We start from the raw sequence: 24,018 nt of genomic DNA on the forward strand, positions 1-24,018 counted from the left end.
CGCCTGCCTTCGCTGGAGCGCGTCGTCCTCGTGCCCTATGCGGGAACTGCGGCGGAAAATGCGGCGGAAAATGCGGCGGAAAATGCGGCGGGAAATGCGGCGGGAAATGCGGCGGGAAATGCGGCCGGCGCAGACGGGGATCTCGCCGCGGTGAAGCAGGGCGTGTGGCTGGCCGATTTCCTGGCGCCCTTCGCCGGCGAGCGGGAAATCCGCTTCGAGCGGCTGCCCTTCGACCATCCGCTCTACATCATGTATTCCTCGGGCACCACCGGCGTGCCCAAGTGCATCGTGCACTGCGCCGGCGGCGCGCTGCTGCAGCACCTCAAGGAGCACCAGTTGCAGGCCGATGTGAAGCCCGACGACCGCTTGTTCTATTTCACCACCTGCGGCTGGATGATGTGGAACTGGCTGGTGTCGGGCCTCGCCTCGGGCGCGACGCTGCTGCTCTATGACGGCTCGCCCTTCGTCGGCCGCGGCAGCATCCTGTTCGACTACGCCGACGCCGAAGGAATGACGCATTTCGGCACCTCGGCCAAGTTCATCGACGCCATCGCCAAGATCGACCTCAAGCCGCGCCAGACGCACAAGCTGGCACAGCTGCGCGCCATGTTCTCCACCGGCAGCCCGCTGGTGGCCGAAGGCTTCGACTACGTCTACGCCAACATCAAGCCGGAGCTGCAGCTTGCCTCGATCTCCGGCGGCACCGACATCATTTCCTGCTTCGTCCTCGGCAATCCCAACGGCCCCGTGTATCGCGGCGAGATCCAGTGCGCCGGCCTGGGCATGGCGGTCGATGTGTTCGACGACGCCGGCCGCCCGGTGCGCGGCGAAAAGGGCGAACTGGTGTGCACGCGCTCCTTCCCGGTGATGCCGATCGGCTTCTGGAATGACGCGGGCAACGCGAAATACCGCGCCGCCTATTTCGAGCGCTTTGCCAACGTCTGGTGCCACGGCGACTTCGCCGAACGCACACAACACGACGGCTTCATCATCTACGGCCGTTCGGATGCCACGCTGAACCCCGGCGGGGTGCGCATCGGCACCGCGGAAATCTATCGCCAGGTGGAAAAACTCAGCGAGGTCGTCGAATCGCTGGTGATCGGCCAGGACTGGCCGCCGGGCAACAGCGGCGACGTGCGCGTGGTGCTCTTCGTCAAGCTGCGCGAGGGTCTGGTGCACGACGAGGCGCTGGAAAGGCGCATCAAGCAGGTGATCCGCGACAACACCACGCCGCGCCACGTGCCGGCGAAGATCCTGCAGGTCGCCGACATTCCGCGCACCAAGAGCGGCAAGATCGTCGAACTGGCGGTGCGCAATGCGGTGCATGGCGCGGCCGTGAAGAACGTCGAGGCGCTGGCCAATCCCGAGGCACTCGACTATTTCCGCAATCGGAATGAACTGCTGAGCTGAGCGCTTCAGTCCTTTTTGGCGCTCGCCTCGAACTGGTCGACGCTCCAGCCGGCCCCCTCGTCCAGCGCCAGCGCGGCGGCGAGATAGGGCAGGCATTCTTCCAGCGCGGCGGCCAGCGTCCACGGCGGGTTGATCACGAACATGCCGCTGCCGTGCATGCCGCGGCCTTTCGTCGCCGGCGCGCGCACGCTCAGCGTGGCATGCAGCCAGTGGCTGGCACCTGCTTTCTTCAGCCTGTCGGGCAGTTGATTGGCCTCGATGGTGGGCAGCATCGGGTGCCAGACCAGATAGGTGCCGGTGGCAAAGCGCTTCAGGGCGTCCTTGATCGCGGCGGCGACTTTCATGTAGTCGCTCTTGATCTCGTAGGACGGATCGATCAGCACCAGTCCACGGCGTGACGGCGGCGGCAGCGCGGCCTTCAACACTTCGAAGCCGTCCGCCTGCTCGACCGTGACGCGGCGGCCGGCATCCTTGAACTGGCGGCGCAGCAGGGCGAAATCGGTCGAGTGCAGCTCGCACAAGCGCAGGCTGTCGCGCGCCTGGGCGCTGTCCCGCATCAGGTTGGCGGCGATGCGCGGCGATCCCGGATAGCGGCGCAGCGTGGCGCTGCCGTTCAGCGCGCGCACCAGGGCCACGTATGTCGCCAGGGCCGGCGGCAGATCCTTGCGTTCCCACAGCCGGGCAATGCCGTCCACATATTCTCCGGTGCGTTTGGCCTCTTCGGCATCGAGGGCGTAGAAACCCGCGCCGGCATGGGTGTCGACCAGGATGTAGGGCTTGTCCTTGCTGTTCATGTGCTCGATGCAAAGCATCAGCACGAGGTGCTTGAGGACGTCGGCGTGGTTGCCGGCGTGAAAGGCGTGGCGATAACTGAGCATAAGAGCCTATTTCAGTAGGAATCGTATCCCGCGCCGCCGGGCGTTGGGATGCGAGGCGGAGGGAGTGCGGTATGGTACATCCATGCGAGCGACCGACAACGTGGCAGCGCGCCCAACGCCCGACGGCCCTTCGGGTTGTGACCAGGATCGGCGTCTGCGGCGTTGCAGCGCTTGCCAATGGAACAACCATTGGCTGCGCACTGCGCCTTGCATCCATCCGATCCTAGTCTCAACGCGGGGCACGATTCCTACTGAAATAGGCTCTAAGGGCGGGATAGAATGCGCGACCATGAATGATACGCAGGGAATCCGGGTTTCAAAACTTCTCGCTGAACGCGGCCTCTGCTCGCGTCGCGAGGCGGACGGCTATATCGAGCGCGGGCTGGTGTTCGTCGACGGCCAGCGGGTCACCCAGCTCGGTACCCGGGCGGCCGCCGACGCGGTGATTACCCTGGCGCCGGAGGCGCGCGCGACCCAGGCGCGACAGGCGACCCTGCTGCTGCACAAGCCCATCGGTTATGTCTCGGGCCAGGCCGAGGACGGCCACCGCCCGGCGGCCAGCCTGATTTCGGTGGCGACTCAGGTGGCGGGCGACCACCAGCGCTTCCAGCCCACGCACCTGAAGGGCCTGGCGCCCGCCGGTCGGCTCGATATCGATTCCACCGGTTTGCTGGTGCTGACCCAGGACGGCCGCGTCGCACGTCAGTTGATCGGCGACGATTCGAAAGTGGAGAAGGAGTATCTGGTGCGGGTCGAGGGTGCGCTCGACGTCCGCGGCCTGGCGCTGCTCAATCACGGCCTGGAACTGGACGGCAGAAAGCTGCGTCCGGCCCGGGTGGCCTGGGCGAACCCGGATCAGCTGAGTTTCGTCCTTACCGAAGGCCGCAAGCGACAGATCCGGCGCATGTGCGAACTGGTCGGCCTGCGGGTCACCGGGCTGAAGCGGGTGCGTATCGGCCGCGTGCGGCTGGGCGACCTGCCTTTGGGGCAGTGGCGCTTCCTGCGCGAAGGCGAAGTGTTCTAGGCGCATGGCGGATGGGCTTGACTTGGCCGACAAGCTTGCCGAACATGCACGAATGCTCACCCCCGATCAAATTGCCCAAAGCGAACCAGGCTCCCCGTTACCGCCGCGCCGGGTTTGGTCGCGGCGCGCGCTGTGGATCGTCGCCCTGCTGGCCGTGGCGATCGTCACCGCGCTGGCGTTTGGCGCCTATCGGCAGCCGGAACTGCTGCTGAATCTGATGGGTCTGCGCTACTGCGGCTAGCAGCCTGCAAGGCCCTGAATAGTCGCGGATTTAGCTTGCTTCGGAGCGGCCGGCTTTGTATAATCGCCGGCTTCCCTTGCTCCACCCGTTACGCATGCGGGGGGGCTGCAAACCAACCACAAGGAGATTGCATGCGCCATTACGAAGTCGTATTTATCGTCCACCCGGACCAGTCGGAGCAGGTTCCGGCGATGATCGAGCGTTACAAGACGCTGGTCACCGGCCGCAACGGCGCCATCCACCGCCTCGAAGACTGGGGTCGTCGCCAGATGGCCTATCCGATCCAGAAGGTGCACAAAGCCCACTACGTGCTGATGAACATCGAGTGCGACGGTGAAACCCTGGCTGAACTCGAGCATGCCTTCAAGTTCAACGATGCCGTGTTGCGCCACCTGACGGTGAAAACGCGCAAGGCGGTGGCGACACCTTCCCCGATGATGAAGGAAGAGAAGTCGCGTTCGCTGACCCAGGGCGATGCCAAGGTAGAGGCTCCAGCTCCGGCTGCTGCCGTTGCTGCCGTCTGAGGATAAGCCGAGCAACCTGACGCAGTTGTCGGGGCGCTTGCTTGAGCGTGGCGCATTGCGCCGCACCCCCGCCGGAATACCGGTTCTCGAATTTCTCCTTGCGCATCTCTCGACCCAGGTCGAAGCGGATGTCGAGCGTAAAGTGGAATGCGAGATGGCCTGTGTAGCAATGGGCCGGCCGGCGCAGGTGCTGCTGGCAGCCAAGCCGGGCGACGGGATCAGGGTGGCAGGTTTTCTGGCCGCCAGAAGCCTCAAGCGACGCAGTCCGATACTGCATGTGAATACAGTCGAATTCGTGGAAGGAACTGAAAATGGCATTCAAGCCTAAGAGCAAGACCGGTGTAAAGCGCAAGGACGACAAGGGCCGCAGCCTGTTCAAGCGCCGCAAATTCTGCCGCTTCACGGCAGAGAAGATCGAAGAGATCGACTACAAGGACGTCGAGATCCTCAAGGACTTCATCGCTGAAAACGCCAAGATCATGCCGGCGCGCATCACCGGCACCAAGACCGGCTACCAGCGGCAGTTGTCCACCGCCATCAAGCGCGCGCGCTTCCTGGCGTTGATGCCCTACACCGATCTGCACCAGTAAGCGAGGACAAGACCATGCAAATCATTCTGATGGAAAGAGTCGTAAACCTCGGTGGCCTCGGCGATGTGGTCAAGGTCAAGGACGGCTATGCCCGCAATTTCCTGATCCCGCAAGGCAAGGCCAAGCGTGCGACGGAAGCCAACCGCAAGGTGTTCGAGGAAAAGCGCGCGGAACTCGAGCGCGTCCAGGCCGAGGCGATTGCCGCAGCCCAGGCCGAAGCCGGCAAGCTCGAAGGGCTGATGCTGCAGATCACGCGCAAGACCGGCGTCGATGGCCGTCTGTTCGGTTCCGTATCGGCGCATGACATCAGCGAAGCACTGGCAGCCCAGGGCATCCAGATCGACAAGGCGGCGATTCGCCTGCCCGACGGTCCGCTCAAGGCCATTGGCGACACGCCGGTGCAGATTGCCCTGCATAGCGACGTGGTGGCTATGGTCACGGTGTCGGTGCTCGGCGAACACTGAGCCCAGCAACATCCTGAAAACGGGCCGCCGATGATTCATCGGCGGCCCGTTTCATTTTGTGCGCCGCACGAATCGATCCACCGTATTTACACAGTTTGTCCACAGCATTTCCACAAGTTGTGCACTTACCCTGAGGCGTCCCGAGGGGTAGACTCTGCGCTTCAATTTTGGAGACAGCGATGGCCCAGGTACGTGCCTTCAATCCCCCGCAGCCTGTCGATTCCGAGGTCGCCGCGCTCAAGCTGCCGCCCCATTCCATCGAGGCCGAGCAGTCGCTGATCGGCGGCCTGTTGATCGACAACGCCGCCTGGGATCGCATCGGCGACGTGGTGCGCGAGACGGACTTCTATCGCGACGATCACCGCCGCATCTTTCGCCATATCGGCAAGCTGATCCAGATGGGCCGGCCGGCCGACGTGGTGACCGTTTACGAATCGATCGAGCAGTCGAACGAAGTCGATCAGACCGGTGGTCTCGGCTATCTCGGCGAGATCGCCAATGCCACGCCGTCGGCGGCGAACATCCGGCGTTATGCCGAGATCGTGCGCGAGCGCGCGATCCTGCGCCAGTTGGTCACGGTCGGCGACGAAATCGCCGGCAATGCGCTGAATCCGGCCGGGCGCGACGTCAAGCAAGTGCTTGACGACGCCGAACAGCGCATTTTCCAGATTGCCGAAGCCGGCAACCGCAGCAACAATGGCTTCGTCGCGATCCAGCCGCTGCTGGGTGAAGTCGTCGAGCGCATGGAAACCCTGCTGGCGCGCGACAGCCAGTCGGACATTACCGGCGTCGCCACCGGCTTTGCCGATCTCGATCGCCTGACCTCGGGCCTGCAACCGGGCGACATGATCGTCGTCGCCGGTCGCCCGTCCATGGGCAAAACCGCGTTCGCGCTCAACATCGCCGAGCATGTGGGCGTCGAACTGAGGCTGCCGGTAGCGATCTTCAGCCTGGAAATGTCCGGTCCGCAACTCGCCACGCGCTTCCTTTCCTCGGTCGGCCGCATCGACCAGAGCAAGCTGCGCACCGGCCGCCTGACCGATGACGAATGGGATCGCATGACCGTGGCGCTGGGCAAGCTGCACGAGGCGCCGATCCATATCGACGAGACCGGCGCCATCAACTCGACCGACCTGCGTGCCCGCGCCCGGCGCCTGCACCGGCAGTTCGGCAAGCTCGGCCTGATCATCATCGACTACCTGCAGCTGATGAGCTCGAACCGCATGGGCGAAAACCGCGCTACCGAAATTTCCGAGATCTCGCGTTCGATCAAGGCCCTGGCCAAGGAATTGCAGGTGCCGATCATCGCCCTGTCGCAGCTCTCGCGCAAAGTCGAGGAACGCACCGACAAGCGCCCGCTGATGAGCGACCTGCGCGAATCCGGCGCCATCGAGCAGGATGCCGACATCATCATGATGATGTACCGCGAGGAGTACTACAAGCCGGACACGCAGGACAAGGGCACGGCCGAAGCCATCATCGGCAAGCACCGTAACGGCCCGGTCGGCACGGTGCGCCTGACCTTCCTCGGTGAGTACACCAAGTTCGAGAATTTTGCTTCCGGCTCGTCTTATAGAGCCTGACGCAAAACAAGGTCTCGCTCGGCTTCGTCGAGGGACTCAACAACAAGATTCGCATCATCCAGCGTCGCGCATACGGACTGCGCGACGAGGAGTACCTGCGACTGAAAGTCCTATCAACGTGTTGAGAGCAGCCGCCTGAAGCGCGTGCTCCAGAATGGCGGATACGGCAGGGCGGTGCGGACTTTACGGCTTGTCGTGCTGGCGCACAAGACGCTCGCACTCCTGCTTCACCAGCCGTTCGCGCAAGCCGCCGCATGAGGGCAACAGGAAAACGGCGATGCCATGAATCAAGAGGCCCAAACCCCAGCCAAAGGCCGCCACGAAGGCAAGGTGCCGTCCAGAATAGGCTGAAAGCAGGGCCAGACCGGCATTGACCATGATGAATACGAAAGCGTGGATATACCAGCCAATTTTCCGTCTGGTGCGTCGGCGCGCCAGACGGTCGATTGCTTGGGTGGGCACGGTGGGATTCATGGCAGTCTCCTTTGGATAAGAATGAAAGGCTGGAATGCAGCATGGTGAATCATCCAACGACTATAGTACGCGGAGTCGATCAAACTATAGGCTAGGCGCCACAGTCGGGCCGCACGGCCCAGAAAGACGCCACTGATGGCCCCATACGGGGTGGCAACTCCCAGACTGAAACTGGTTTCGCCGATCAGCACCGGCTGCACGGCGCTGAGGGTATCGATCAAGGTACTGCTGATCTCATTCATGCTACAGATCTTCGGCCTGGTCAGCGCCCCGCTGTTTTCCAAGGTCGTGATGGACAAGGTGCTGGTGCACAACGACACCTGATTAGCCCTCAACCTAAGCCCCCGAATGATGCGATCTGGATGACCTGGGGTAAGCGACGCTGCCCGTAGCGGTCGCCCCAAGATGGCCAATAGATCAAGGCGCCGATCGAAGCTATTGAATCTAAAAAATAACACTGACCGTACAATAAAGGTCATGATAAATACGATAAGAATGTTATATGGCATAACTTCATGTAATATATAGTACCATACGGCATATCCAATTCAATTGGACGATGGGTTAGTTTTATATCGAAAAGCCGCTCAGATCACCCTCACCCTGGAGGCAATCTTGAAGTCAAGCAAGCAACGCATTGCAATGTCCCTGTTCCAATTCCTGGCCGCTTCCCTGATGACCTCGATTGTCGGCGCCGCCGACTTGAGCGTAAAGATCGATAGCTTGAAGCCGGACAAAGGCCTTGTCCGTGTCGGCCTGTTCAATGCCGCAGCCGACTTCCCGAAGAAGCAACTGCAAGGCGAAGCCATGGACGTAAAGCAAGGTGTTGTGACGGTTGTGTTCAAGAACCTGCCGGCGGGCACATATGCAGTGTCGGCATTCCAGGACGTCAACGACAACAAGAAGCTCGACACGAACGCGTTCGGCAAGCCGAACGAACCCTATGGCTTTTCGCGCGATGCTCACGGCATGTTCGGCCCGCCCTCGTTTGAAGACGCCGCGTTCAGCGTGAAGGAAGGCGTAAACGCCATCGAATTCAAGCTGAAGTAAGCCAGCGATGCAAAGCGTAAGCCCCCTGCTGGAACACCAGATCCTAGCGCGCGCTCTGCGAGCGAAAAGCATTGTCAGGCTGGTCGGCGTCAGCCGCAGCTTCGCCCTCGGCCACACCACCGTCCATGCGCTGAAAGACATCAGCGTCGAGATCGGCCAGGGGGAGATGGTCGCGATCTGGGGGCCTTCCGGCAGCGGCAAGTCGACCCTGCTGAACATGATTGGCCTGATCGATCACCCCGATGCGGGGGCGATCGCGTTCGACGACCTCGACGTGCGAAGCCTCTCCGATGACGCGCTGTCCGACTGTCGCAACCGCAAGATCGGCTTCGTCTTCCAAAACTTCAACCTGATCCCGGTGATGAGCGCACTGGAAAACGTCATGCTGCCGCTGCAACTGCAACTGCAAGGCATGGCCGACGCCGTGGCTAGACGGATTGCCGCGAACTGGCTGGGCAAGGTCGGGCTGGGATCGCTGATGGAGATGCGGCCGGATCGCCTCAGCGGCGGGCAGCGGCAGCGCGTCGCGATTGCGCGGGCACTGGCGATCGATCCGATACTCGTCATTGCTGACGAGCCGACCGCCAATCTCGACTCCGAAAACAGCCGAGCGGTGATCGACCTTATGCAACGGATGAACAAGGAAACCGGTGTGACATTTATTTTCTCGACCCATGATCAGAGACTACTTGACAGGGTGCCGAGGCATCTCCTGTTGAAAGACGGCATGCTTGCCGGCGACGGCCGGCTGGGAACGGGAGATTGAACGCCATCGTCTTTGCATTCCGAAACCTTGGCCGCAACCTGCGTCGCAGCCTGGTCACTATCCTGAGCATCAGCCTAGGTTTCGCCGCGGTGGCGCTGTTCGCCGGCTATACGCTTATGGTCTACAAGGGGCTGGAAGACCAGGCCATCTACGGCGAGATGATCGGCCACCTCACGGTGGAAAAGGCCAGCTTCGCTAAGGAGGGGCGGCTTTCTCCCGACAAGTCGCTCTTCACCGCCAGAGAGATCGCCGCCCTACAGGCCGAGATCCATAGGCAGGTCCCGGACGCATTTGTCGCATCCCGGCTCGGCATCAGCGGCATGTTGTCGAACGGGCAGGTCAGCACAATTTTCATCGCCGAGGGCATCGACCCGGCCGACATGAAAACCCTGAGAGGGCCGCGCAGATTCGCCTCGGGCATGCTGAAAGAGGATGCGCAGAACAGCGCAACTGTGTCCCGCGGCCTAGCGGAAATCCTGTCACTGAATGAAGGAAGCGATGCCTCGGTGCTGGTCAGCACTATTCATGGCCAGGCTAACGCCAGCGACCTGGTCGTAAGCGACGTATTCGTGACCGGCAACGCCGGAACCGAGGACAAGTTCATGTACGTACCGCTATCGCTTGCTCGCTCGCTCTACGACGCCGACGAACGGGCCGACCGGCTGACCATCCTGTCGCCGTCGGCGGATTCGCTGGAAGAGCAGCGCGTGGCGCTTTTGCAAGCGCTCAACGGTGCCGGTTTCCAGGTCAAGATCAGCACTTGGCAGGAGCTGTCGTCGTTTTATCGGCAGGTGAAATCCATGTTCGACATGATCTTCGGATTCCTTCTGGTGATCGTCATCACCATCGTCGTGATGAGTATCACCAACGCCATGAGCATGAGCGTGGTGGAGAGGACGAAGGAAATCGGCACGCTGCGCGCCATCGGCATGCGGCGCAGCGGCATCGTCCGTCTATTCGCTGCGGAAGCGGTGCTGCTGGTCGCACTGGGCTGCGCCATCGGCCTACTGCTTACGCTGGCGGTGCGGTATGGCGTGCATGCGTTGGATATTAGCTATCAGCCACCCAACTCAACCGACCGGGTGCCGCTGCTCATCGGACTGGACATCGGCAAGTCCGCGATTGCGGCATCGATGCTCAGCCTGCTCGGTGTGCTCGCGGCCTATGTGCCGGCCTGGCGGGCGGCGCGCAACCCAATTATTGATTCGCTGGCTCACACGTGAAGCGAAACGCGGAGAGCGCGATATGACAGAACCGATGGAGAGAACATGATTACAGAAGTACGGAAGCTGCTGACCGGCTTCATTCTCGCTGCCGCGCTGGCGCTGGCGTCGGCGTCGGCGTCGGCTTCGGTGCCGGATGCGGTTGCGCTGCTGAAATCGTCCGACCAGGCACGCGGTGGCGGACTGTTGGGACTGCTGTGGGAGGTCGATATCGTCACCCGGGGCGCCGGCGAGCAGCAGTCGGCGATGAAGATGCGCATCAAGGCAGCGGACAATGCGAGCGTCGCCGAGACGCTGGAGCCGATCCGCAGCAAGGGCGGCAAGATGCTGCAGGTCGGCCGCAACATGTGGCTGACCAAGCCGGGCCTGAAAAAGCCGCTGCCAATCTCGCCGCGCCAGCGACTGAGCGGGCAGGCCGCCATCGGCGACATAGCCGCAACCAACTATGTGCGCGACTACGCCGCCACCGTACTGAAGGATGACAGCAGCACCGGCGAGTCCTGCTACGTCCTTGAACTTAAGGCGGTCAACAACCAGACCACCTACGACCGCTTGCACTACTGGGTATCGAAGGCGCGCGGCGTCGCCGTCCATGCGGAGTTCCTGTCGCTCAGCGGCAAGAGGCTGAAGACTGCGGATTTCAAATACGGTAACACGATCGAGATCGACGGCAAGCGCGTGCCTTTCGTCAGCAAGATGACGATCAGCGACGACCTGACGGATGCGATCACCACCCTGGACTACAGTGGTGTGAAGGTCCAGCACATTCCGGCTTCGGAATTCTCCGTCTCCAATCTCGAATGACGCTGCATCTGTAGCAAGAAAAAGCAATGAGGGTGCTACTAATCCTGGCGGTCACCGTGCAGCTGCTGGCAAGCCATTCCCATGCGTTTGGCGAAGAAGCCTTTCGCTTAAGCGCGTCGCTGGAAACGTGGGGCTATTTCAACCACCAGGCGCCGACGCGCGACAGCTATCTCAACCCGGACAACGGCGTGGTGCGGGTGGCCCCGGAACAGTTCGTGGCCGATTTCCGGCTCAACATGCGCCTGTCCTCGGACGCCGTCGACATGGTTTTGCAGCCGCGCTTCCTCGGCGAGTCGCAGGAAAACGGCAGCGGTAAACGCAACCGCTCCGAGACGGGCTTCCGGCAGGCCTTCGCCAGGCTGGCCTTCGGCGATGGCGCGACGCTGGTCGCTGGCCGCAACGTGATGGCCTGGGGGCCGGCGAACTTCCGCTCGCCGAGCAGTCCGTTCTACTTCGATTCGGGCAAGCTCAATCCACTGCGGGAAGTGGTCGGCATTGACCTGCTCAGGCTGGAGCAGGTGACCGGGCAGTACAGCTTCGCGCTCGGTCATGTGTTCAACACGCCGGAGCAGAACGGCAGCGCCGCATCGCACACCAGCTTCCTGAAGATCGATTACCAGGGCGCGGCATTCCTGGCAAGCGCAAACGTCGCTAAGAGAAACAGCGGCAAGCCGTTCTTCGGCGCCTTTGCGCAACATAACATGAGCGATGCTTTGATGCTCTATGCCGAGTATGGCTACGGCCAGCGGGCCGGCGGGATGGCCATCGACGCCGCGCAGTCGCCGTCCTTCCGTCCGCACTCGTTCGGCGAATCGGCCACCAGCATTTTGCTCGGCGCGAGCTACACGCTGCTCGACGGCCAAGTCGTTTCGCTGGAGTCTCTGCACGACAGGCGCGGCTATTCGGGAGCGGAGCAGGACATGTACTTCGATCTGCTGAAACAGTCCGCTTACTTGGCGACGAACGCGCCAGACCCGGCGCTACGCGGCCGCAGCCTCGGCATGCTCGGACTGGCCGCTGCCAATTCACCCAGCCTGCTGGGGAGGAACTACCTCTCCCTGCTGTGGCAGAGCAATCCGCAGGAATCGGCGCAGTACTGGCGGGTCGCGACGATCTTCAATGTTCATGACCGCAGCGGCCAAATCAGCGGCTACTACGAAAAAAACCTGTCGTCGCGATTTTCGGGGTTCATTAGCGGCGTGCGTAACCTCGGGCCCGCCGATTCCGAATTCAGGTCGGTCGTCGAACAGGTGCTGACGGTCGGCATCAAGGCATACATTTTTTAGGCACACTCATGTCGACCAGCCACGGAATCTGCCTCATCTCTGTCCCGAAGTCCGGGACCATGTTCCTGTCGCGCTATCTGGAAAAATTGGCGGACGCGCCGGTGATCTTCGGGCTGAACGGATTGGGCGCCCACAGCCTGCGGCGCGAACTGGAAGTCGGCTGGCATGCGGATATCCGATCCAGACGCGCCGAAAGCAGTCCGAACATCGACGTGATGACGCGCCGCTTCGCCCTGATGTTGGCACGGAACCGGTCGGCGGCGCAGCACGGCGGCAGGCCACCGATCTTCTCCGACCACGGACTGTCCAGCTTCCTGCGCTTCCTGATCAATCCGCGCAACGAAGAAATTCAGCATCCGCGCGAGATCTCCGAATGGGCGGGCGCAAGAAATGTCGCGACGGTATTCCTGCACCGCGACATCCGGGCCGTGTCCAACTCGCTGGCCCACTTCCTGGCATCGAGTAAGTCCTTCCTGATCGGCATCGACACGCTGGAAAGCGCGGCTGACTTAGTGGTGCGCCTCTATGCGCCGGTGCTGGCGGAACAGATGCGTCTGTGGCAGAAGAACGCTGCGGCGCATGATGTCCTGTGCGTTTCCTATGAAGACCTGATGGCGAACCCGACGCATTGGATCGAGGCGATATGCCAGCGCGGCGGCCTGCCGTACGAGTCGCGCGGCGTCGCAGACGCGCCGGATAGCTATCGCTCGTGGACCTACCGCACCAACAGACAGGACGGCTGGTCGAGCTCTTTTTCCGCCGACCAGCAGGCCGCGCTGAATGCGCTGGCGGTGCAAGCGTGAGCGCGATGGACATGGCGAACGCAAAACCGGTGCTGATTTGCTGCAGGAAACTGGACGCGTTCCAGCGCGCACACGCTTGGGCGCTCAACCGCGGCCTGACCAGCCTGCTGCTGTCCCCGGCCGACTGGCCGAACTCTACCTCCATCGCCGCCGAGTTTGGCGCCGCGGGCATCATTACAGACGAACCGAGCCAGCCGCATTTTTGCAAGTGCCGCGTGACCGATGCGGCGTCGCTGCCGCAGGAGCGACCGGGCGAGCCCGGCGCCTGGCCCGACCCGGTCGCGATCCTGTTCACTAGTGGCAGCACCGGCGCGCCGACGGCCGTCTCCAAAGACGCGCGAGCTATCCTGGGCGAGTTCGCACTGCTGAAGGCCTGGTTTCGCGACGGACCGCCGATGACCGACTTCATCTCCACCGTGCCGCTGGAACACATGTTTGGCTATACCTTCGCCTTCTGGCTGCCGCACCTGATGAATGGGGCGATCCTCGAAAAGCGGCCTGTTATACCGACCGACCTTAAGAATGCATGCGCGGCGGTGAAGAAACCGGCGTGGGTCATCACGACGCCGACCCATCTGCGCGCCTATGCGCAGCTGCCGAGCGGCTTCGATAACGTCGCTGGCCTCATTTGCTCCACCAGTCCGCTGAGTACCGACTTGGCGCGCGCGGCGGCAAGCCGTTTCAAGGCGCCGATCACCGAAATCTACGGCAGCACCGAGAGCGGCGCGGTGGCGGCGCGCGTCAGAACTGCCGATGAGCAGGCTACGCCGGGCTGGATGCCGCTGCCCGGCATCGGCATCCAGCCCAGTTCGGCGGGAACGGCGGTCTGCAGCATTCCCCATGTCGCCGGCGCGGTGGAACTGAGCGACCTGATCGAAATGGACGGACCGCGCTTCAGTGTGCTGGGCCGCACCGGTGACCTGGTGAAGATCTGCGGCAAGCGCCATTCGCTAGCAGCGCTCAACCAGATGCTGGCCGGCGCGCCCGGCGTGCGGGACAGTGCCTATTTCATTTCCGACGCGGCCGCACCCGCCGAGACTCAGCGGGCCGCCGCGCTCGTTGTCCTGTCCGAGGGCTACTCCACCGAAGATGTTCTGGGGGGGCTGCGGGGCATGATCGACGACGTATTCCTACCTCGGCCGATCTATGCAGTCGACGACATACCGCGCACCGATGCCGGAAAAATTCGCAACTCCGATCTACAGCGCATGTTCCAGTCTCTTTCAGTAACCGGCGTGCTTCATCTCACCGAGGAAAATTGAAATGGGAAAAATGCTGGCAGGCAGTACAGCCATCGTCACGGGTGCGGCGCGCGGTATCGGCGCCGCGATTGCAGGCTGCTTCGCTCGCCACGGGGCGAACGTGGTTCTCAACAGCCGGTCGGACAGTACCGCGCTCAAGGAGACGCTTGCCCAAATCGAGCGCAGCGGCGGCAAGGCAATAACCAGCATCGGCGACGTCGCCGATGCTGGCTACGTGCCGTCGCTGGTCGCCACCGCGCTGGAACACTTCGGCACCGTCGACATCCTGGTCAATAACGCCGGTGTCATCAAGGACCGGCCGCTAACTTTCCTGAAAGAGTCGGAGTGGGACGAGGTGATCAACACCAACCTGAAGGGCGCCTATCTGTGCAGCAAGGCGGCGATCAAGCCGATGCTGCAGAAGCGCGCCGGGCGGATCATCAACATCTCCTCTATCACCGCGCTGTCGGGACGACCGGGACAGACTAACTACGGTGCCGCCAAGGCCGGCCTGATCGGCTTCACCAAGTCGCTCGCGCGCGAATTCGCCGGCCACAACGTTCTGGTGAACGCCGTCGTAGTCGGCGTCATCGATACGCGGATGACCAAGCAGATTCCGCGCGACACACTGAAGGAAATATCGAAAATGGTGCCTCTGGGCCGCATCGGGACACCGGATGAAGTCGCCAACGTTTGTCTGTTCCTGGCATCGGACATGTCGTCCTATGTGACTGGAACGACTATCAACGTAAGTGGAGGAGGATACATATGACGGACACGCCAACGATCAATCGGGCCAAGGATCTGGCACGCAACCGGAAAGAACTGTCGGAAAGGCTGAAGCGCGTGCTCATCGAGCGCCTGTCGCTGCAGCTGGAAGTGGACGAGATCGCCGACGACAGCCCGTTGTTCGGCTCCGGCCTCGGCCTGGACTCAGTCGACGCGCTGGAAATCGCCATCGCGGTTGAGACGGAATTCGGCGTCGCGATCACCGACGAGGATCTGCATGCGTTCCGCTCGGTCAACACTGTGCTGGATTTCATCGAAGCTCGCGCGGTAGCGACCGCCGCCTCGCAGCCGCATAAGGAAATCGCATGAACGCAAGCTACAACATCGCAAGAAACCAGACGGCGCTACTGGACCTCGGCAACGAAGGCCGCGTCCGCATCGGCGGGGCGGACGCGGAACAGGCGCTCAACGCCTGCTTTAGCATGGACTTGGAAATCATCCTGCCGTGGAAGGGCGTGACCGGCCTGTTCCTCAACGAGCAGGGCGGCATACTGGCGATTGCCACCGTGTTCAAGGGCGATGACGAGTTTTTCGTATTCACTGAGGCCGCCACCGCCGCCAGCCTGTTGCAGCATCTCCGCGAACGGCTGTCCGGCGCTGATGTCGAAATCGAAGACTTGTCGCAGCGCTTCGGCTGGATCTGCGTGCTTGGACCGAGGGCGCAGAACGCCATGTCGCAGTTCGCTGGTGACGAAATCCTCGGCCTGCCCTACCTTGCCTTCGAAGAGAACGTCAAGCTGGAAGCGAAGCTGTTCCGCATGGGCTTCTGCGGCGAATTCGAATACCGAATGCTGTGTCCGCTGGAACGTTGCCAGGAAATGTTGTTGGGCTTCCTTGACGGTGGCCAGGAGTTCGGTGTCGAGATGGCGCAGCCGGAGGTCATGCTCCTGCTAATGCTTGAAATGCGTTCGCTCGGTATCGCCGACATCCCCTCTGACGCTGACCCGATCCAGGCTGGCCTGCATTGGATGGTGAACTTCCGCAAGGAAGCCTATCCCGGGCGCGACGCGGTGCTGGCGGCCAAAGCCGAACCCAGGCGCCGGGCGCTGATGCTGCTACTAGAGAAAAATGGCGCAGCCAAGGCCGGCGACCGCATCGAGATCGAAGAGCAGGACTTCGGTTTCCTCGCGCATGTCGACTACTCACCAGCGCTGGAACGGGACATCGCGCTGGCCTACACCGATCCCGAGCTAGGCTGGGTTGGCGTGTCGTTCAGAACCGCAGGCGAGGATGGGGGATGCTGGGCTACGGGTGTGTCCGCGCCGCTGTTCGTCACCAAGACCGTGAGTGGATCATAAGAAGAATTATCAAGGAGTTCCGCAATGCCGACCGACGCCAACCAGCCAGTGGTGCTGTTCTACCGAGTGCGCATGATGCTGGCGCAGATGCTAGTGGTGTTGCTGGCCACGTTAAGCATCTTTTTGCTGCCGTTACCGCATGGTTACATAGTTCTGACCCTGGTTTACGGGGCGCTGCTGCTGGCGGAGCGCCGGTTGTCGATCCGCAGCCCGCTGACGGTTGGCGCTTTTCTTCTGAGTGCCTTCGTACTGGTGCTCAATCAGCTAGTCGAGTGGAATGCATACGGCATTTATGTTCCAGTTGCCTACTTCGGGCTGCTGTTCATGATTGGCGCGGCCTGTCTGTTGCGTCGTCATCCCGCGTCGCTGTATTACAGCGACGGCTACGGTTCGCTGGCGCTGCACTGGAAGACCTCGGGTGCCTGGGTACTGATCTACGCAGCCGGCCTCGCCGTGAGTCTGCTGTTGACACTGCAACCGGGCCTGTTCTGGCTGCTGCTTGTGCTGCCGGTGGCGGGCGTATTGCTGACCTTATGGCTGCAACTGGTCGATAGCGGGCCCGCATCGCGGCGGTCACAAAGCTTCAGCTTAGGCAGTTTTCGATTTGAGGAAGTGCCGCCGCACAGGGAAACGCTGGGGCCGTTTTATACCCATCTCATGCGAGAGGAAAAACCCAATCTAATACAGGGCAAAGGCGTGGACATGCTTTCTTTCGAGCAGCAACTGCAACTGCGTTTCGAGTCCGATGCCCCATGCTGGTCGAGTAGTCGCTTTTTCGTCGCTTACGAAGGAAAGGAAATCATCGGCACCATCTCATGCAGGATGAAGACGGTTTCGGCGCGGCTTGGCGTCGAATCGGCCAGTGATCTGGTCAGCGTTGATCGGCTGGGAGAGTACGGTGGAGTCATGGAAGTTGGACGCTTCAGCATTGGCGAAAGGTACCGTTTACGTCAAGACGTAATCCAAGGCCTACTGCGCTCGGTGATTGAATACGCGTTTGAGAACGATGCTGCGTTCCTGGTAACGCAGGCATTGCAGCCTTCAATTCCGATTTATACGAAGATCGGTTTTCAGAAAATTAGTGAGAGGTTGGGTTTACTTCAAGGCACCAGAACGCCCGTCCTACTGATGGTGTTTAACCTTGCAAAGAGGGCGGTGTGCGATTTGGAAGACGCACGAGCGAACTTTCGCTTGGTGGGCGCGCTAAGCCCTTACTTGGGTGAGCGTTATTTCAAGCGTCAGTCTCTACGATCAATCTTTGCATCGAAACGGGCATGGTGCATACCGGACAGCGCTTTGCCTCAACTTTGTCTGAGCACATTAACGACTGATTCGAGAGGGGCGCCGCAACATGGCGCATGACATTGTTATTACCGGTTTCGGTGCGCTTGGAAGCTTCGGCGGGTCGCATGAGAGGCTGTGGCAGGCACTACTCGACGGCAGGCCATTACTGAGTAAGTGCAGTCGTCTCGCCGACCAGAGCCTGGCAGCGGAGATCACCGACTTCAACCTGGACGATTTCAAGCGTACCGCAAAGGGCCACCGCGCACCGCGGATTTCCCAGTATGCGCTGGCGGCGGCCGCTCAAGCCATTCACCAGGCCAAGCTCGGCGCCAAGGCGGTCGACAAAGATGCGGTATCGATCGTCTACGGCACCGGCAACGGGCCGAACGACGTGGTCGAACGCAATCTCGCCGCGATCACCCATTCCGGACTGGGAGCGGTCGAGCCGCTGAGTTTCCAGGAAAGCGTTTTCAATGCGCCCGCCAGCCTGATCAGCATCGAGTACAGCCTGCGCGGTCCGCTGCTGGCGCTGCCGATGGGATGGGCAGCCGGCGGCTATGCGGTGGCGATCGCTGCCGACCTGATCCTGTTCGGCCACGCCTCAGTCGTCATCGTAGTGGTGTCGGACGAACTAAGCGACATTGGCCACAGCGCGATGAAGGCGCTGAAGCTGATCTCGCCCAAGGACGATCCCAACGACGCCATCCGTCCCTTCGACATTGCCCGTAGCGGCGCCATCTGCGGCGAAGGCGGTGCCGCCATCATCCTTGAAACAAGGGAGCATGCCACGGCGCGGGGCGCCGTACCGCTGCTGGAACTGGCCGGCTGGGGCATCACCTCGGACAGCTTTGGCGTCGGACCCAAAGCGAATGGCGTGGCGCTGGCCAGTGCGATGCTGGAAGCCGTCAACCGGGCCGGCGGACTGCGGCCGGATGTCATCTATGCCGGCAGCTACTGCACCGCCGATGCCGACCTGGCGGAAGCGGCGGCGATCGCTAGCACCTTCGGCGGCGAAAACCGTCCGCTGGTCACCAATATTCGCGGTGCGATCGGCGAAGCCAAGGCACCTACCGGCATATTTAACATCCTCGCGGCGGAAGCCTCGCTGCGCACTGGGACGGTGCCCGCGACCACCGGCTGTCGGCAGGTTGACCCGCAGTGCAACATTGAAGTCTGCATACGGCCGACCAAGTTGGCCAGTATGGAAGCGGTGATGTGCAACGCGTTCTGGGTGAACGGGACCAATACTTCGCTGCTGCTGAGGGTGGCCCGATGAGCGCGGCATTCCTGTTTCCTGGCCAGGGCTCGCAGTTCGTCGGCATGGGCAGCGACTACCTCAAGGCCTATCCCTCGGTCGCGCATCGATTCGAGCAGGCCGGTGAGTGCCTTGGCACAGACCTGAAGCGGGTGGTCTCCAGGGGGCCGCGCAATGTGCTGGTGCAGACCGACTTCGCCCAGGTCGCGATCTACACCCTCAGCGTCGCCATTGCGGAACTGCTGGCGGCGCGCGGCATTGCGCCGGTGGCCGTGGCCGGACACAGTCTGGGCCAGTTCAGCGCCCTTGCCGCAGCCGGAGCGATGACATTCGAAGACGGCCTGTCCCTGGTGGCCGACCGTAGCAGGCTCATGCACGAACAGAATCAGGCACTCGATGGCAGCATGTTCGCCGTCACCGGCTTGGACCTTGATGCGATCGAGCGGGCGGTGGACGGCGTCGGCGAGGTCTGGATCGCCAACCACAACGCGCCGGGCCAGATCGTCCTGTCCGGCTTGCGGTCGGCGCTGAACGAAGCGCAGGCGCGGCTACTCGCGGCGGGGGGCAAGGCGGCCTGGTTGGATGTCGCCGGCCCCTACCACACGCCGCTGTTGGCAGCCGCGGCGGAACGGTTTTCGCTGTCAGTGCAGCGGACCACGCTTCGGGACGCGACCGTGCCGCTGGTCGCCAACAGCGATGCGGCGCTGCTGAGCAGGGCGGAGGCGTTGCGCGCCGAGTTACACCGCCACATGCTGCTGCCGGTGCGTTGGGCGGAGACCATGCAGCGGATTGCCGCGATGGACGTGCGGCTGCTGGTCGAAGTCGGTCCCGGCAAAGTGCTCAAGGGACTGGCGCTGCGCAATGTTCCGGACATCCGCTGTGTCGGCACCGATAGCGCCAGGGAACTGGAGCAGGCACGCACCACACTGCAAGAGGTAAGCTCATGCGCGTTTTTGTGACTGGTCTTGGTGCCGTATCCTGCCTGGGCGAAGACATCGCCGCCCACCGCCGCGCATTCCGCGAGGGCAGAAGCGGCATCAGGGCGCTCGCGGTATTCCGCCCGGACCTGCCGACGCATGCCTGGGGTGGCGCGGTCGAAAGCGTGCCGCACGATGCCGCGCCGCGCGCGCCGGCCTTTCTCGGCCGCGCCATTGGCGACGCCTTCCGGGACGCCGGTCTGGGCCAGTTGGACAATACGCCAGTATTCCTCGGTAGCGCGCACGGCAACCTCGACAGCTGGCAGCGGCACAGGCGCGGCGATGGCGAGGCACGTGGCCTGTGGGACATGCAGGGCGATGCGTTGGCCGACTGCATTGACGGTCCGCGCATCACCATGGTCAGCACCGCATGCACCGCCTCTTCCGTCGCTGCCGGGCTGGCGTTGGCCCTGCTGAAGTCGGGCCGCACCGAAGTCGCGGTGGTGGCGGGTGTCGAGATCCTGACTCCCTTCCTCTATCGCGGGTTTGAAAGCCTGCGCTCGCTGGCTGCGGAAAATTGCCAGCCTTTCGACAGGCGGCGCGCCGGCCTGACCCTTGGCGAGGGCGCCGCCGCCATCGTGCTGGAAAACGCCTCTCACGCCCGCAGGCGCGGGGCTGTCCCGCTGGCGGAATTCGCTGGCTACGGCTTCGCCGCCGACGCCACCTACCTGACCGCGCCGGACCCGACCGGAACCGGCGCGGTCAGGGCGCTGAAGAAGGCACTGGAACAGGCCGGACTACGGGAACTACCCGGTTTCATCAACACCCACGGCACCGGGACCAGACTTAACGATCACATGGAGTGCTTCGCCCTGCATCGGACCTTCGGCGCCGACGCCGGTAAGATTGCGTTGACCTCGACCAAACCGCTAACCGGCCACATGTGCGGTGCCGCCGGCGCGATGGAGTTCGTCAGCACCGTCATCGGACTGGAAGCGAACAGCGTGCCGCCAATTCTTGGGTTTGAGGAAGCCGACGCCGATTTCACGCATCTGGATTTCGTCTCGGGCAGCGCGCGAAGTCTGTCGTGCTGCGCTGCGATAAGCATGAACAGCGGCTTTGGCGGCACCAATACCGCCATCGTCCTGCACAAGGGTGCGCCATGAGGCGCTGGCGTTTGCGGGCCACGGTGGAGGTCGAGGAATCTGTCGCCAGCCTCGGCCAAGCCTATGCACGGGAAGTGCGCTGGGCGCAGGGATTCCGCGTCAATATCGATTCGCGCCTAATACTGCTCGGTATACGCAGGCTATTGTCGTGCAAAATCATCAGCGACGGCGAACTGCGTGCCGCTGCCTTCGTGATCGGCTGCCGCCTGGGCGCGATGGACAGCTACGAAAGCTTCGACGACGGGCTGGCGCAGGGTCGGGATGTGCCGCTGGCATTCGCCTACGCGCTGCCATCCATGCCGCTGGCCTGCGCCAGCATTTGCCATTCGCTGCGCGGCGTCACGTATACGGTGACTGGCGCAGGCGACGCGGGCATTCGGGCATTCAGTCAGGCGGCGGCGCTGGTCGAGTCCGGCGCTGCCGGCATGGTGGTAACCGGCTGTTGGGAAAGCCCGTCGGCGACCGCCGGCGAGGGCAACGCGTCCTGTAGTCTGCTGCTATTGGTGCTGGAAGAGGAAGAGGTTGCCGGCAGTGATGCATACGGTGCGGACGACTACACTGGGCCGCCGACAATGGACGAGGACGCGCCAACGGCGCTTACCGTCCAGAGCTCGGTCGCCGCGCTAAAACGTTTTCTGGCGCGCAACAGCATCGCGGCGCCAGGCGCGTCCTTCCATGCATAGCACCGTCGAGATAATGGTATCGCACCGGCTGCGCGTGCGCTACGCCGAAACCGACCAGATGGGCGTCGTCTATCACGCCAACTACATTATCTGGTTCCACGAGGCGCGCGATGCACTACTCCGGGAGGCTGGCATCAACCTGGCCGCGATCGAGAGCGAGGGCTACCGGTTTCCGATCATTGACGCCTCCTGCCGCTACCTGCATTCCGCCCGCTACGGCGACGAAGTGGTGGTGCGTGCGCGCCTGCTGCGCGAGAAGGTGGCGCGCATGCGTTTTCGCTTCGAGGTGCGGCACGCGCGCTCGCTGCTGCTGCTGGCTACTGGCGCCAGCGTGTCGGTGATGACGAATGCAAGCGGCAAGCTCCTGCTGCGCACGCCGCCAAACTTGGATCGCTTGCTTAAGGAATTGGCGGCGAAACAGCACAACAAGAACGAATTGGAAGTTTGAGCTATGAACAATCGCGTATTCATTACCGGGATCGGCCTGCTGTCCGGCGTGGGCGCGGATTTCTTCAGTTTCAGCGCCTCGATGAGGGAGGGCAGGAGCGGCATCCGGGAGATTTCCGCATTCGACGCCGATTTGCTGCCGGCCCGGCTCGGTTGCGAGATTCCGGACTTTGACACGGACAGCCACTTCGACCGGCGGGAGGCGAAACGCATGGACCGCTGCTCGCAGTTTGCGGTGGTCGCTGCGCGCCAGGCGATGCGGATGGCCGGCGTCGATGCCGACACCTTCAAACCAGCGCGCGTCGGTGTCAGCCTCGGTACCACGCTGGGCGGCATGATCAACGCTACCCGCTACTATGAACGGAAAGCCCGCACCAGCCGCCAGTACGTCACCATGCTGCACGACTACCCGCTGTATTCGGCCGGTGCGCGCATCATCGGCGAATACGGCTTCGGCGGCCCAAACATAGCCTTCAGCACGGCCTGCTCCTCCAGCAACGTGGCGATAGGCTATGCCGCCGACCTGATCAAGCATGGCAGGCTGGACATGGTTCTGACTGGCGGCGTCGACACAATGGCGAAGATCACCGTCGCTGGCTTCAACGCTCTAAAGAACGTCAGCAAGGAAGCGATCCGCCCGTTCGATAAGAACCGCTCCGGCGTGATCCTTGGAGAGGGCGCAGCAATCTTCTGCATCGAGTCCGAAGCCAGCGCCATGCAGCGCCGCGCCGCGCCGCTGGCGGAAATCCTCGGCTACGGGATGAGCACCGACGCATACCACATGACCGCACCGGATGCGACCGGGCGTGGCCCGGCGCTGGCTATGTTGCGGGCGCTGGCCAATGCGGGTATAGACGCGGACCGGATCGGCTACATCAATGCCCACGGAACCGGCACGCGCCACAACGACGAAACCGAAACCCGGGCGATCAAGAAGGTGTTCGCCACTAGCGCGGAGACGCTTCCCGTCAGTTCCACCAAGTCGATGCACGGCCATGCGCTCGGCGCGACCGGTGCGATTGAGGCGGCGGCCATCGTCAGCGCCTTCCACGGAAAGTTCGTTCCGCCCACCATCAATTACGAAACCAAGGACCCACGCTGCGACTTGGACTATGTGCCGAACGCGGCGCGCGATCATGTGTTCGACTACGCGCTGTCGAACAACTTCGGCTTCGGCGGCAACAACTGCGCGCTGGTGATGAAACGCGCATGAGCGGCATGCGATTGCTAAAGGCTTCCACGCGGACGCACGCCGCCGGTAACGGGCGGGAGGATACGCAATGGCGCCCGCTGACTCAGGCCAGCGCCCGCCTGCTTCCGCGTCCGGTACGGCCGTGGATGATGCTGGCGTCGTCCATGACGATCAAGCTTGGAGAACAGATCGGCAAGACCGTGCTGGTGAACCTACTGCGGGAGGAAAGGGACAGGCTGCACCCGGATGAGCGCAGCCTATTCCGCTCGTACGAGCGCAAGGGCTTTGTCCGAGAAGTGTGCCTATACAGCGGCGACATCAGGCTGCTTTCGGCGCGCACCGTATTCCTGTCCGACCGGTTGAAAAGGAATGCCGGCATGGCGTCGCTCGGCCGCAAGTCGCTCGGCGAACTCCTGTTTCCTAACGGCCGGCCGGCGATGTGGACACTGCGCGAATATGCGCTGATAGGCCCGACCTCGCCGCTGTTCCCACTAGTGCGCCGGTGCGGCGGCCGACGCTTGTGCAACTGCTGGGCGCGCAGAAGCATGTTTCTGCTCGACGGCGAGCCGCTGCTAGGGCGTGTTCTCAATCAAGCCAACCAGACGATGGTACATGCCAGATGAACG

Annotated in this window: 30 protein-coding genes; 28 read left to right on the forward strand and 2 right to left on the reverse strand. The window is 62.5% G+C overall.

The annotated features are described in order from the left end of the window. Positions 1 to 1,410: acetoacetate--CoA ligase (locus tag RMO95_RS20650; RefSeq protein ID WP_310452566.1), on the forward strand; the 1,410-nt coding region annotated here is incomplete at its 5' end. A 5-nt stretch (positions 1,411 to 1,415) separates the two neighbouring features. Here RMO95_RS20650 and RMO95_RS20655 read toward each other — a convergent pair. Beyond that, the gene (locus tag RMO95_RS20655; protein ID WP_310452567.1) at positions 1,416 to 2,288 is read right to left on the reverse strand and encodes a 23S rRNA (adenine(2030)-N(6))-methyltransferase RlmJ; all 873 of its coding nucleotides are present in this window, start codon (positions 2,286 to 2,288) and stop codon (positions 1,416 to 1,418) included. A 289-nt stretch (positions 2,289 to 2,577) separates the two neighbouring features. Between RMO95_RS20655 and RMO95_RS20660 the strand changes: the two genes are divergently transcribed. From RMO95_RS20660 to RMO95_RS23145, 8 genes are all read left to right on the forward strand, one after another. Further along, positions 2,578 to 3,312 carry a pseudouridine synthase gene (locus RMO95_RS20660; RefSeq protein ID WP_310452568.1) on the forward strand — a complete coding sequence of 245 codons (735 nt, stop codon included), beginning with the start codon at positions 2,578 to 2,580 and terminating at the stop codon, positions 3,310 to 3,312. Between the two features lie 22 nt (positions 3,313 to 3,334). Further along, the gene (locus tag RMO95_RS20665; protein WP_310452569.1) at positions 3,335 to 3,553 is read left to right on the forward strand and encodes a hypothetical protein; all 219 of its coding nucleotides are present in this window, start codon (positions 3,335 to 3,337) and stop codon (positions 3,551 to 3,553) included. A 131-nt stretch (positions 3,554 to 3,684) separates the two neighbouring features. Further along, a complete protein-coding gene (gene rpsF, locus RMO95_RS20670) occupies positions 3,685 to 4,077 on the forward strand; it encodes a 30S ribosomal protein S6 (protein ID WP_310452570.1) in 393 nt (130 codons plus the stop codon). Next, complete coding sequence (gene priB / locus RMO95_RS20675; protein ID WP_310452571.1) at positions 4,064 to 4,405, forward strand: primosomal replication protein N; 342 nt, start codon at positions 4,064 to 4,066, stop codon at positions 4,403 to 4,405. Before rpsF ends, priB begins: the two co-directional genes overlap by 14 nt. Continuing rightward, complete coding sequence (gene rpsR, locus RMO95_RS20680) at positions 4,389 to 4,667, forward strand: 30S ribosomal protein S18 (protein ID WP_310452572.1); 279 nt, start codon at positions 4,389 to 4,391, stop codon at positions 4,665 to 4,667. The genes priB and rpsR overlap by 17 nt, the downstream gene beginning before the upstream one ends. Positions 4,668 to 4,681: 14 nt before the next feature. Further along, entirely contained in the window at positions 4,682 to 5,131 is a 450-nt protein-coding gene (gene rplI / locus RMO95_RS20685; RefSeq protein WP_310452573.1) for a 50S ribosomal protein L9, read from the forward strand. Positions 5,132 to 5,310: 179 nt separating this feature from the next. Then, positions 5,311 to 6,714, forward strand: a complete 1,404-nt coding sequence (gene dnaB / locus RMO95_RS20690) for a replicative DNA helicase (RefSeq protein ID WP_310452574.1) — start codon at positions 5,311 to 5,313, stop codon at positions 6,712 to 6,714. After that, positions 6,711 to 6,839, forward strand: a complete 129-nt coding sequence (locus RMO95_RS23145) for a transposase (RefSeq protein WP_409574979.1) — start codon at positions 6,711 to 6,713, stop codon at positions 6,837 to 6,839. The genes dnaB and RMO95_RS23145 overlap by 4 nt, the downstream gene beginning before the upstream one ends. A gap of 58 nt (positions 6,840 to 6,897) precedes the next feature. Here the strand turns inward: RMO95_RS23145 and RMO95_RS20695 are convergent, their stop codons facing one another. Continuing rightward, positions 6,898 to 7,188, reverse strand: a complete 291-nt coding sequence (locus RMO95_RS20695; RefSeq protein ID WP_310452575.1) for a 2TM domain-containing protein — start codon at positions 7,186 to 7,188, stop codon at positions 6,898 to 6,900. 135 nt (positions 7,189 to 7,323) lie between these two features. On the opposite strand from RMO95_RS20695, the gene RMO95_RS20700 reads away from it, so the two are divergent. The 19 genes from RMO95_RS20700 (at position 7,324) to RMO95_RS20790 (ending at position 24,015) form a co-directional block, all read left to right on the forward strand. Next, entirely contained in the window at positions 7,324 to 7,512 is a 189-nt protein-coding gene (locus tag RMO95_RS20700; protein WP_310452576.1) for a hypothetical protein, read from the forward strand. A 291-nt stretch (positions 7,513 to 7,803) separates the two neighbouring features. Then, positions 7,804 to 8,238: a DUF2141 domain-containing protein gene (locus tag RMO95_RS20705; protein ID WP_310452577.1), complete on the forward strand. Its 435-nt coding sequence runs from the start codon at positions 7,804 to 7,806 to the stop codon at positions 8,236 to 8,238. A 7-nt stretch (positions 8,239 to 8,245) separates the two neighbouring features. Further along, entirely contained in the window at positions 8,246 to 9,004 is a 759-nt protein-coding gene (locus RMO95_RS20710) for an ABC transporter ATP-binding protein (protein WP_310452578.1), read from the forward strand. Next, positions 9,001 to 10,227, forward strand: coding sequence for an ABC transporter permease (locus RMO95_RS20715; RefSeq protein WP_310452579.1), 1,227 nt, complete (start codon positions 9,001 to 9,003; stop codon positions 10,225 to 10,227). The genes RMO95_RS20710 and RMO95_RS20715 overlap by 4 nt, the downstream gene beginning before the upstream one ends. A 45-nt stretch (positions 10,228 to 10,272) precedes the next feature. Continuing rightward, on the forward strand, positions 10,273 to 11,031 hold the full coding sequence (locus RMO95_RS20720; protein WP_310452580.1) for an outer membrane lipoprotein-sorting protein: 759 nt from the start codon (positions 10,273 to 10,275) through the stop codon (positions 11,029 to 11,031). 56 nt (positions 11,032 to 11,087) lie between these two features. Beyond that, the gene (locus RMO95_RS20725; protein WP_310452581.1) at positions 11,088 to 12,317 is read left to right on the forward strand and encodes a hypothetical protein; all 1,230 of its coding nucleotides are present in this window, start codon (positions 11,088 to 11,090) and stop codon (positions 12,315 to 12,317) included. 8 nt (positions 12,318 to 12,325) lie between these two features. After that, complete coding sequence (locus RMO95_RS20730) at positions 12,326 to 13,120, forward strand: sulfotransferase (RefSeq protein WP_310452582.1); 795 nt, start codon at positions 12,326 to 12,328, stop codon at positions 13,118 to 13,120. Positions 13,121 to 13,125: 5 nt separating this feature from the next. Continuing rightward, a complete protein-coding gene (locus RMO95_RS20735) occupies positions 13,126 to 14,382 on the forward strand; it encodes an AMP-binding protein (protein ID WP_310452594.1) in 1,257 nt (418 codons plus the stop codon). Between the two features lies 1 nt (position 14,383). After that, the gene (gene fabG / locus RMO95_RS20740; RefSeq protein ID WP_310452583.1) at positions 14,384 to 15,133 is read left to right on the forward strand and encodes a 3-oxoacyl-ACP reductase FabG; all 750 of its coding nucleotides are present in this window, start codon (positions 14,384 to 14,386) and stop codon (positions 15,131 to 15,133) included. Continuing rightward, positions 15,130 to 15,459, forward strand: coding sequence for an acyl carrier protein (locus RMO95_RS20745; protein ID WP_310452584.1), 330 nt, complete (start codon positions 15,130 to 15,132; stop codon positions 15,457 to 15,459). The genes fabG and RMO95_RS20745 overlap by 4 nt, the downstream gene beginning before the upstream one ends. Continuing rightward, entirely contained in the window at positions 15,456 to 16,448 is a 993-nt protein-coding gene (locus tag RMO95_RS20750; RefSeq protein WP_310452585.1) for a hypothetical protein, read from the forward strand. Before RMO95_RS20745 ends, RMO95_RS20750 begins: the two co-directional genes overlap by 4 nt. Before the next feature lie 24 nt (positions 16,449 to 16,472). After that, a complete protein-coding gene (locus tag RMO95_RS20755; RefSeq protein ID WP_310452586.1) occupies positions 16,473 to 17,810 on the forward strand; it encodes a GNAT family N-acetyltransferase in 1,338 nt (445 codons plus the stop codon). After that, positions 17,800 to 19,008, forward strand: a complete 1,209-nt coding sequence (locus RMO95_RS20760) for a beta-ketoacyl synthase N-terminal-like domain-containing protein (RefSeq protein ID WP_310452587.1) — start codon at positions 17,800 to 17,802, stop codon at positions 19,006 to 19,008. Before RMO95_RS20755 ends, RMO95_RS20760 begins: the two co-directional genes overlap by 11 nt. After that, positions 18,948 to 19,946 carry an ACP S-malonyltransferase gene (gene fabD / locus RMO95_RS20765; RefSeq protein ID WP_310452588.1) on the forward strand — a complete coding sequence of 333 codons (999 nt, stop codon included), beginning with the start codon at positions 18,948 to 18,950 and terminating at the stop codon, positions 19,944 to 19,946. Before RMO95_RS20760 ends, fabD begins: the two co-directional genes overlap by 61 nt. Then, positions 19,931 to 21,070: a beta-ketoacyl-[acyl-carrier-protein] synthase family protein gene (locus tag RMO95_RS20770; RefSeq protein WP_310452589.1), complete on the forward strand. Its 1,140-nt coding sequence runs from the start codon at positions 19,931 to 19,933 to the stop codon at positions 21,068 to 21,070. Before fabD ends, RMO95_RS20770 begins: the two co-directional genes overlap by 16 nt. Positions 21,071 to 21,093: 23 nt before the next feature. Further along, positions 21,094 to 21,753: a hypothetical protein gene (locus RMO95_RS20775; protein WP_310452590.1), complete on the forward strand. Its 660-nt coding sequence runs from the start codon at positions 21,094 to 21,096 to the stop codon at positions 21,751 to 21,753. Continuing rightward, positions 21,746 to 22,201: a thioesterase family protein gene (locus RMO95_RS20780; RefSeq protein ID WP_310452591.1), complete on the forward strand. Its 456-nt coding sequence runs from the start codon at positions 21,746 to 21,748 to the stop codon at positions 22,199 to 22,201. Before RMO95_RS20775 ends, RMO95_RS20780 begins: the two co-directional genes overlap by 8 nt. Before the next feature lie 3 nt (positions 22,202 to 22,204). Beyond that, positions 22,205 to 23,413 carry a beta-ketoacyl-[acyl-carrier-protein] synthase family protein gene (locus RMO95_RS20785; RefSeq protein WP_310452592.1) on the forward strand — a complete coding sequence of 403 codons (1,209 nt, stop codon included), beginning with the start codon at positions 22,205 to 22,207 and terminating at the stop codon, positions 23,411 to 23,413. After that, on the forward strand, positions 23,410 to 24,015 hold the full coding sequence (locus tag RMO95_RS20790; RefSeq protein ID WP_310452593.1) for a chorismate--pyruvate lyase family protein: 606 nt from the start codon (positions 23,410 to 23,412) through the stop codon (positions 24,013 to 24,015). The genes RMO95_RS20785 and RMO95_RS20790 overlap by 4 nt, the downstream gene beginning before the upstream one ends. The last annotated feature ends 3 nt before the right edge of the window (positions 24,016 to 24,018 follow it).

The organism is Sulfuritalea sp. (genome assembly GCF_031426875.1).
Classification (GTDB): domain Bacteria; phylum Pseudomonadota; class Gammaproteobacteria; order Burkholderiales; family Rhodocyclaceae; genus Sulfuritalea.

Bases quoted from the DNA above. Each gene is read 5' to 3' on its own strand.
- RMO95_RS20655 (WP_310452567.1), bottom strand. From the start codon at position 2,288: ATGCTCAGTTATCGCCACGCCTTTCACGCCGGCAACCACGCCGACGTC.
- RMO95_RS20660 (WP_310452568.1), top strand. From the start codon at position 2,578: ATGAATGATACGCAGGGAATCCGGGTTTCAAAACTTCTCGCTGAACGC.
- rpsF (WP_310452570.1), top strand. From the start codon at position 3,685: ATGCGCCATTACGAAGTCGTATTTATCGTCCACCCGGACCAGTCGGAG.
- rpsR (WP_310452572.1), top strand. From the start codon at position 4,389: ATGGCATTCAAGCCTAAGAGCAAGACCGGTGTAAAGCGCAAGGACGAC.
- rplI (WP_310452573.1), top strand. From the start codon at position 4,682: ATGCAAATCATTCTGATGGAAAGAGTCGTAAACCTCGGTGGCCTCGGC.
- dnaB (WP_310452574.1), top strand. From the start codon at position 5,311: ATGGCCCAGGTACGTGCCTTCAATCCCCCGCAGCCTGTCGATTCCGAG.
- RMO95_RS20695 (WP_310452575.1), bottom strand. From the start codon at position 7,188: ATGAATCCCACCGTGCCCACCCAAGCAATCGACCGTCTGGCGCGCCGA.
- RMO95_RS20700 (WP_310452576.1), top strand. From the start codon at position 7,324: ATGGCCCCATACGGGGTGGCAACTCCCAGACTGAAACTGGTTTCGCCG.
- RMO95_RS20710 (WP_310452578.1), top strand. From the start codon at position 8,246: ATGCAAAGCGTAAGCCCCCTGCTGGAACACCAGATCCTAGCGCGCGCT.
- RMO95_RS20720 (WP_310452580.1), top strand. From the start codon at position 10,273: ATGATTACAGAAGTACGGAAGCTGCTGACCGGCTTCATTCTCGCTGCC.
- RMO95_RS20730 (WP_310452582.1), top strand. From the start codon at position 12,326: ATGTCGACCAGCCACGGAATCTGCCTCATCTCTGTCCCGAAGTCCGGG.
- RMO95_RS20735 (WP_310452594.1), top strand. From the start codon at position 13,126: ATGGACATGGCGAACGCAAAACCGGTGCTGATTTGCTGCAGGAAACTG.
- fabG (WP_310452583.1), top strand. From the start codon at position 14,384: ATGGGAAAAATGCTGGCAGGCAGTACAGCCATCGTCACGGGTGCGGCG.
- RMO95_RS20745 (WP_310452584.1), top strand. From the start codon at position 15,130: ATGACGGACACGCCAACGATCAATCGGGCCAAGGATCTGGCACGCAAC.
- RMO95_RS20750 (WP_310452585.1), top strand. From the start codon at position 15,456: ATGAACGCAAGCTACAACATCGCAAGAAACCAGACGGCGCTACTGGAC.
- RMO95_RS20755 (WP_310452586.1), top strand. From the start codon at position 16,473: ATGCCGACCGACGCCAACCAGCCAGTGGTGCTGTTCTACCGAGTGCGC.
- RMO95_RS20760 (WP_310452587.1), top strand. From the start codon at position 17,800: ATGGCGCATGACATTGTTATTACCGGTTTCGGTGCGCTTGGAAGCTTC.
- RMO95_RS20770 (WP_310452589.1), top strand. From the start codon at position 19,931: ATGCGCGTTTTTGTGACTGGTCTTGGTGCCGTATCCTGCCTGGGCGAA.
- RMO95_RS20780 (WP_310452591.1), top strand. From the start codon at position 21,746: ATGCATAGCACCGTCGAGATAATGGTATCGCACCGGCTGCGCGTGCGC.
- RMO95_RS20785 (WP_310452592.1), top strand. From the start codon at position 22,205: ATGAACAATCGCGTATTCATTACCGGGATCGGCCTGCTGTCCGGCGTG.
- RMO95_RS20790 (WP_310452593.1), top strand. From the start codon at position 23,410: ATGAGCGGCATGCGATTGCTAAAGGCTTCCACGCGGACGCACGCCGCC.